Annotated in this window: 9 protein-coding genes; 8 read left to right on the plus strand and 1 reads right to left on the minus strand. The window is 65.8% G+C overall.

Annotation, left to right across the window (positions count from 1 at the left end; all coding sequences use genetic code 11):
• The first annotated feature begins 3 nt into the window (after positions 1 to 3).
• The 3 genes from B3446_RS05525 to B3446_RS05535 all read left to right on the plus strand — a co-directional run bounded on the left by B3446_RS05525 (position 4) and on the right by B3446_RS05535 (position 2,662).
• Positions 4 to 708 (plus strand): LysR substrate-binding domain-containing protein, encoded by a 705-nt coding sequence (locus B3446_RS05525; protein ID WP_422652841.1) that lies wholly within the window; start codon positions 4 to 6, stop codon positions 706 to 708.
• A 96-nt stretch (positions 709 to 804) separates the two neighbouring features.
• Complete coding sequence (locus tag B3446_RS05530) at positions 805 to 1,605, plus strand: class II aldolase/adducin family protein (RefSeq protein ID WP_191579320.1); 801 nt, start codon at positions 805 to 807, stop codon at positions 1,603 to 1,605.
• Between the two features lie 97 nt (positions 1,606 to 1,702).
• Positions 1,703 to 2,662 carry a Bug family tripartite tricarboxylate transporter substrate binding protein gene (locus B3446_RS05535; RefSeq protein ID WP_291378200.1) on the plus strand — a complete coding sequence of 320 codons (960 nt, stop codon included), beginning with the start codon at positions 1,703 to 1,705 and terminating at the stop codon, positions 2,660 to 2,662.
• A 7-nt stretch (positions 2,663 to 2,669) separates the two neighbouring features.
• Here the strand turns inward: B3446_RS05535 and B3446_RS05540 are convergent, their stop codons facing one another.
• Positions 2,670 to 3,581, minus strand: a complete 912-nt coding sequence (locus B3446_RS05540; RefSeq protein WP_291378202.1) for a LysR family transcriptional regulator — start codon at positions 3,579 to 3,581, stop codon at positions 2,670 to 2,672.
• A gap of 257 nt (positions 3,582 to 3,838) precedes the next feature.
• On the opposite strand from B3446_RS05540, the gene B3446_RS05545 reads away from it, so the two are divergent.
• The 5 genes from B3446_RS05545 to B3446_RS05565 form a co-directional block, all read left to right on the plus strand.
• The gene (locus tag B3446_RS05545; protein WP_291378204.1) at positions 3,839 to 4,858 is read left to right on the plus strand and encodes an ABC transporter substrate-binding protein; all 1,020 of its coding nucleotides are present in this window, start codon (positions 3,839 to 3,841) and stop codon (positions 4,856 to 4,858) included.
• Between the two features lie 3 nt (positions 4,859 to 4,861).
• Positions 4,862 to 5,731 carry an ABC transporter permease gene (locus B3446_RS05550; RefSeq protein ID WP_291378206.1) on the plus strand — a complete coding sequence of 290 codons (870 nt, stop codon included), beginning with the start codon at positions 4,862 to 4,864 and terminating at the stop codon, positions 5,729 to 5,731.
• Positions 5,732 to 6,553: an ABC transporter ATP-binding protein gene (locus B3446_RS05555; RefSeq protein WP_056563596.1), complete on the plus strand. Its 822-nt coding sequence runs from the start codon at positions 5,732 to 5,734 to the stop codon at positions 6,551 to 6,553. It abuts the gene before it with no gap.
• A 42-nt stretch (positions 6,554 to 6,595) separates the two neighbouring features.
• Complete coding sequence (locus B3446_RS05560; protein WP_191579324.1) at positions 6,596 to 6,778, plus strand: DUF4089 domain-containing protein; 183 nt, start codon at positions 6,596 to 6,598, stop codon at positions 6,776 to 6,778.
• The coding region (locus B3446_RS05565) for an amidase family protein (RefSeq protein ID WP_291378211.1) at positions 6,775 to 7,111 on the plus strand (337 nt) is incomplete at its 3' end. The genes B3446_RS05560 and B3446_RS05565, both read left to right, overlap by 4 nt.

Below are 7,111 nucleotides of genomic sequence, written 5' to 3' on the forward strand. Positions count from 1 at the left end.
GCCGTGGCGGCCGCGCGCGGGGCGCGGTTGGCCGGCACGGTCAGCGTCGGCTTTGCGCCCACCACCGCGTCGCTGCTGGCCCGCCCGTTCTACGCCGCCATGACCGAGCGCTATCCCAACGTGCGCCTGCATCTGGTCGAGGGGCTGTCGGGCAATCTGGGCGACCTGCTCAACGCCCGGCGGCTGGACCTGGCCGTGCTGTTCCAGAACGACACCGCACAGGGCCGCAGCGTGGTGCCCGTGCTGGACGAGCGTCTGTTCCTGCTGGCGCCGCGCGGCATGGTGGAGCGACCCGATGGCGAGCCTGTCCGTATGACCGAGCTGGCCGGGTTGCCACTCGCTGTCACCAGCAAGGCGCATGGGCTGCGCGCGTGGGTCGAGGCGGCCTTCGAGCGGGCCGGCATCGAGCCCTGGATCGGCGTCGAGGTCGACGGCCTGACGACGCTCATGGATCTGGTGCAGGCCCATCCTATCGCCACCATCCAGCCCGGTGCGGCCGTAGCCCGCGTCGAAACCGGCCTGCTCAGCATGCATCCCATCGACGACCCCTATCTGTTCCGCCGCAACCACATCTACTGCATCAGTGACGACGAGCTGTCACCCGCCGCGCTGGCCGCGCGGGNNGGTGCTGCTGGACGCCATGCGCGGGCTGGTCCGGCACGGCGGCTGGCCGGGGGCAACCCTTCTGGATTCGTGATGCCCCCATAGCCTCGGGATGCCTAGGCGGTCGGATTTTCTGAAGATAAATTGATCCACATCAAGTCGCAGCACGGTGCATGCGACGATCAACCTTCACGAAATCCGATGACCACATCCTCCTCACGTCCCGGGCGGCTAAGCATTTCCTCCATGCGGGCGCAGTGCTCTGAAGCGGAATGGCAGGCCCGCGTGGACCTTGCCGCCTGTTATCGCCTGGTCGAGCTCTACGGCATGGCCGACATGATGGCCAACCACATCTCATCCCGTGTGCCGGGCGAGGACAACGCCTTCCTCATCAACCCCTACGGGATGATGTACGAGGAGATCACCGCGTCCAGCCTCATCAAGGTCGACGTGGACGGCACCATCCTGTCCAAGCCCGATTTCGGCGATCTGGACTATGGCATCAACAAGGCTGGCTACGTAATCCACAGCGCGGTCCATGCCCACCGGCACGAGGTCGACTGCGTCATCCACACGCACAGCTGGGCGTCGATGGCCGTGTCGTCGCTGGAATGCGGCCTGCTTCCGCTGACGCAAACCGCCATGCGCTTCCTGAAAATCGGTTACCACGACTACCAGGGCGTGGTGCTTGGCACCGAGGAACAGGCGTCGCTGCTCGAGGACCTGGGTCAGGGCGAGGCGCTGATCCTGCGCAATCACGGCGCGCTGACCGTGGGACGCACCGTGGGCGAGGCCTTCAACTGGATGCACCGCCTGGAACTGGCCTGCCGCTCGCAGTTGGCCGCGATGGCGACGGGCGCCCCGCTGCAAGCCGTGCCGCCGCCCGTCCTGGAGGCCACCTGGAACAACTACCAGCCCGGCACGCGCCGCCCTTACGGCGTCATGGAGTGGCCCGCGCTGCTGCGCAAGCTGGATCGCATCGACCCCGGCTACCGGGACTGAGGCCGCGCCCAAAATCCCCTTGAACATTTCCAGCGCCGGCCGGCGTGGCGGCACGGCGCGATATCCCACACGACAACGACCACGCGAGGAGACATTCATGAAAACTGCCCAAGCCCTGCTGGCTTGCGCGGCGCTGGCGGGCGCCTGTATCGCGCCCGCCGCCGGCGCCGCCGGCTATCCCGACAAGCCGGTCAAGGTCATCGTGGCGTTCTCGCCCGGCGGCACCACCGACACGCTTACGCGCACCGTCACGAACACGCTGACGCAGAAGCTGGGCCAGCCCTTCGTCGTGGAAAACAAGCCCGGCGCGGGCGGCAACATCGGCACCGAATACGTGGTGCGCGCCGCGCCCGACGGGCACACGCTGATCGTGAACTCGGTCGGCCCCATCGCGGTCAATCCCACGCTGAACAAGTTGAACTACGACCCGCTGACCGACCTGATCCCGATGGTGCAGATCGCCACGGTGCCCAACGTGCTGGTCGTGCCGCCCTCCTCGCCCGCCAAGGACATCCAGGGTTTCCTGAAATTCGTCAAAGGCGCACGGGAGCTGAACTACAGTTCGACCGGCGTGGGCACGTCATCACACCTGTCGAGCTACATGCTGATGGACGAGCTGAAGGTCAACGCCACGCACGTGCCCTACAAGGGCGCGGATGCGGTCAACGATCTGCTGGCCGGCCGTATCGACTTCATGTTCGCCACCATTCCGTCGGTAATCGGCCACATCCGTTCGGGCAAGCTGCGCGCGCTGGCGGTCAGCACGTTGCAGCGGTCCGCCACCCTGCCCGAACTGCCGACCATCGCCGAGTCGGGGTATCCGGGCTTTGACGCAGGCTCGTGGTTTGGCTTCTTTGCGCCCAAGGGCACGCCGCAGCAGGTGGTGGACTTGGTCAACCGTGAAGTCAACGCCTCGTTGCCCGCACTGAACGAGCAGATGGTTCGCGAAGGCGCCGAGCCGGTCGGCGGCACGCCAGCGCAATTCGCCACGTTCATCAAGAGCGAGCACGACAAGTGGGCCGTGCTGGTACGCAAATTCGACCCGCAGGCGCATTGACGCACGGTTAATGGGCCGATCCCATTCCCGGGGCCACGACGGCGGCCGTGAACTGATCCGAGGCGCGGCACGCCAGTTCCGCCACCAGCCGGATCGCATCCGAGCCGCCGCTTTCCAGATAGCTCACCACCAATAACTGCGGCGGCACCGGCAGGTCGGTGCGGATGACCTGGATCTCGCCGCGCGCCACGTACTCGTACATGGGCGGCAACGGCACGAGCGCACGGCCGAAGCCGCTGCGCACCAGCCGCGCCAGCGCCGAGACCGAACTGACGAAATGCACCTTGCCCTGCGGCATGCCGACCTCGCGGTACAAGGCCTTCAGCGCCTCGTGCGGCTGTGATCCCGGGCTCATCGTCAGCACCGGCTCGCCGAGCAGATCGTGCGCCGTCATCGTGTCTTCGCTGCCTGGTGGCCCGACCCAGCCCATCTCCATCGGCAGACAGGGCATGCTGATAATGCCGGTGTCGTTCAGCACGTCGGTCTGGAACGCGATATCCAGCGTGCCTTCGCGCAACCCGCGATGCAGGGCGCGCACCGTCTCGGACGTCAGCTGGACCTCGATGCCGGGATACGTGGATCGCAGGTTCGTCAGAAAGCCGATCAGCCACGTGTGCACCACGGTCTCGATGGCGCCGATGCGCACCAGGCCGGCGACCGCGTCGCCGCGCTTGCCCAGTGAAAGGATCTGCTGGCGGATCTCGAGCAGGCGCTCGCCGTAATCCAGCAGACGCGAGCCGACCGCCGTGAGCTTCAGCTCCTTGGCGTCGCGTTCGAACAGGCGCGCACCGATGTCCTCTTCCAGCGATGCGATGCGGTTGGCCACGGCCGCCTGCGTAATGTGCAGGCGATCGCTCGCGGCGCGAAAACTTCCTAGCCGCGCGGACCACAGAAAGGCTTCGACAAAACGCGTGTTCATGCGCCGATGCTACTGCCAACGCCGCCGGCGCGGGCGCATCGTTGCCGGCAATAGAAAGCGGCAAGAGGACACGTTATGTCCCCTTATGTGGTGCGCCCTGCACCAACTTGGTTCACGCCGGGCACCAGCCTGAGGCGCCGTGATCGCGCATCACGGGAGAAACCACACCGAGCAAAACCTGGCACGGTTATTGCTTGATGACTGGTATGCAAGCTTGTCTACAAGCGCCCCCCCATCAAGCAGCCCAGGAGCCTTACATGATCCATCGCAATGCACCCTACGCCTTCAACGCCACCCGCCGCCGCCTGATCCAGGGCGCCGCCATGGGCGCGGCGGCGCTCGCCGCCCCGGCGCTGGTGCGCGCGCAATCGGGTCCGGTCATCCGCATCGGCTTCTGGCCCGTGGCCGCTGGCCTGCCGTTCTACGCCGCGATCGAGAAAGGCTATTTCAAGGAAGCCGGCCTGAACGTCGAGGCGCTGAAGTTCGCGGGCGCGCAGCAGGTCATGGAAGCCATGCTGGCGGGTCGCGCCGCTGGNNGCGCCGATGGCAGCGCCAACGGCACGGGCTCGGCCAACCTGGCCATCGGCGAGATCGCTTCGCCCGGTCTGTTCAAGATTTTTGCGTCCAACCCCAGCAACGCCAAGAACGTGCTGGATGAGTTCATCGTCGCGAAAGACAGTCCCATCAAATCCATCGCAGACCTCAAGGGGAAAAAGGTCGGTTCTGGTCCCGGCATCCAGAATTCCACGCTGGCCAAAGCAGTCCTGGAGCGCGCCGGCGCAACGGGGGCAACCGTGGTCGAGTTGGCGATCAGCCAGCACGTCGCCGCGGTTGCCGCCGGCCAGTTGGACGCGTGCTATACGCTGGAACCCACGGGCACGGTGGGCCGCCTGAACGGCACGACCCGCGTCCTGGAGACCGGCGTCATCGCCAAATACGTCCTGGGCGATCCGATGGCGCCGTGGTTCGGCGGCTCGGCTTCGCTGACCACCGCCTTCCTGAAGAAGCATCCCGAGGAAAGCAAGAAATTCATCGCCGCCTATGCGCGCGGCATCGAACTCATCCGCACCAAGCCCGAAGAGGCGCGCCCCTTCCTGAAGGGCTACACCGCCATCGAAGGCCCGATGACCGAGGAAGTGCCGCTGGCCGCCTACACGCTGCACAACGAGTTCACGCCCAGCGACGTGCAGTACTTCCAGAAGTTCTTCGACCTGTTCACCGACAAGGGCGTCTTCGCGCAGAAGGTCGACGTCTCGACCATGCTTTACAAGGGTTGATCCATGAGCGCAACCACGGCTACGGGCGCCACGCCCGCCCCCTCCCAGGCCTGCTCTGCCGCGCCGGCGAAGACGCAGCCCGCCAAGGCGCAGCCGGCCATGTCCAAGCCGCCGCGCAAGTTCGACACCTCGCGCCTGCTGCCGCTGATCGGCCCGCTCGCACTCTTCGTGGTGTGGGACCTGGTGGTCCGTCTGCAGCTTGTCAGCCCCGTGCTGCTTCCCACGCCCAGCGCGACCATCGTCGCGCTGGTCAAGGGCATGGCAGGCGGCCCGCTGCTGGCCGATTTTCTGTCATCGCTGAACCGCACCGTTCAGGCCTTTCTGATGGCCGGCGTGATCGGCGTGCCGCTGGGCGTCCTGCTTGGCAGTAACGAAAAGGCCTACCGCAGCGTCGAGTTCCTGGTGGACTTCTTCCGGTCCACGCCGTCCTCCGCGCTGATCCCGCTGTTCCTGATGATCTTCGGCGTGACCGACATGAACAAGATCGCCATCGCCGCCTTCGCGGCCGTGCTGGTGATCCTGTTCAACAGCGCGTACGGCGTCATCAACGCCCGCAAGCAGCGCGTGATGGCAGCGCGCGTGATGGGCGCGTCGCGCTGGCAGATCTTCAAGGACGTGCTGATCTGGGAAAGCCTGCAGCCCACGTTTGTCGGCCTGCGCAGCGGCGTGTCGATGGCGCTGGTCATCGTGATCGTGGCCGAGATGTTCATCGGCTCGGACAGCGGCCTGGGCAATCGCATCATCAATGCGCAGCAGGTGCTGAACGTGCGCGAAATGTACGCCGCAATCCTGGCGGCCGGCGCGCTGGGCTATGTGCTCAATATTCTCTTTCTCGTGCTGGAAAAGCGCGTGGTTCATTGGAGCGGCCGATAAATGTCTACCGTCATCAACCCCGTCATCGCCCCCGCGCCGGCCGCCGCGCCGTTCCAGCCCGGCCCGCTGGGCACGCACATCACGATCCGCGGCCTGACCAAGTATTTCGCCGGCTGGCCGCTCTATGAAGACTTCAACCTCGACATCCCCAAGGGCAAGATCGTCTCGGTCTTCGGCCCCAACGGCTGCGGCAAGTCCACGCTGATCAACATGATCGCCGGGCTGATCCCCATCGATTCTGGCGAAATCCTGTTCGACGGCAAATCGCTGGCGCAGACCAAAATCGGCTACGTGTTCCAGAACTACCGCGAAGCCATGTTTCCGTGGCTGCGCACCATCGACAACATCGCCTACCCGCTGCGCCTGGAAGGCCGCAGCAAGGCCCAGGTCGATGCACGGGTCGAGGAACTGGTGGCGTCGTTCGACGTGAAGTTCGACCTGAACCGCTATCCGTACGAGCTGTCGGGCGGACAGCAGCAGACCGCGTCCATCATGCGCGCGCTGGCGCCCGGTCCCGAGGTGCTGTTTCTGGACGAGCCGTTTTCCGCGCTGGATTTCGAGATGACGCTGTTCATCCGCGAAAAGCTGCAGGAAGTCTTCCTGCAGACCGGCACGACCATGCTGCTTGTCTCGCATGACCTGGAGGAAGCGGTGTACCTGGCGGATCAGGTGCTGCTCTTGACCAAGCGCCCCACACGCGTCGCGGAGATCCTGGACTACACGGACGCGCGCCCTCGCACGGTCGAGACGCTGTCCGAGCCAAGCTTCATCCAGATGAAGAAACTGAGCCTGGAAATCTTCCAGCGCGAAGTGCGCAAGTGATTCCACGCTATTAATCCCAAGCCAATACCGGGAGCATTCGCCATGACACAGGAAACCATCGACCAATACGTGCGCAGCGCGCTGGCGCTGTCGGGATATGCGTTGCGCGAGGCCGCAGCCGAGCAGGTCGTGCAGCAGTTCTCGCGCATCCACGACATCGCGTCGACCTTCGCCGACGAGCCGCTGCCCGTGGAACTGGAATCTGCTTCGGTGTTCCGCCCGTGACCGGCCCCGCTCACGACATCGCCCGCCAGGTCCGCAGCGGAGAACGCAGTGCAGCCGCGGTGCTGGACGCCACGCTTGCCCGCGTGCGCGAGCGCGATCCCCGCTACAACTGCTTCACGGCCGTCACGGAAACCCGCGCGCGGCAGGAAGCCCTGGCCATCGACGCGCGCCGCGCACGCGGCGAAACGCTGCCGCCATTGGCGGGCGTGCCATACGCCGTGAAGAATCTTTTCGATATCGCCGACGAGGTCACGCTGGCCGGCGGCCGCGTCAACGCCTGCAACCCGCCCGCGCGGCGCGACGCGCTGCTGGTCGAGCGCATGCGCGAGGCGG

Origin of the sequence: Achromobacter sp. UBA5777, assembly GCF_002418565.1 — a bacterium.
Taxonomy (GTDB): Bacteria; Pseudomonadota; Gammaproteobacteria; order Burkholderiales; family Burkholderiaceae_B; genus Achromobacter; species Achromobacter animicus.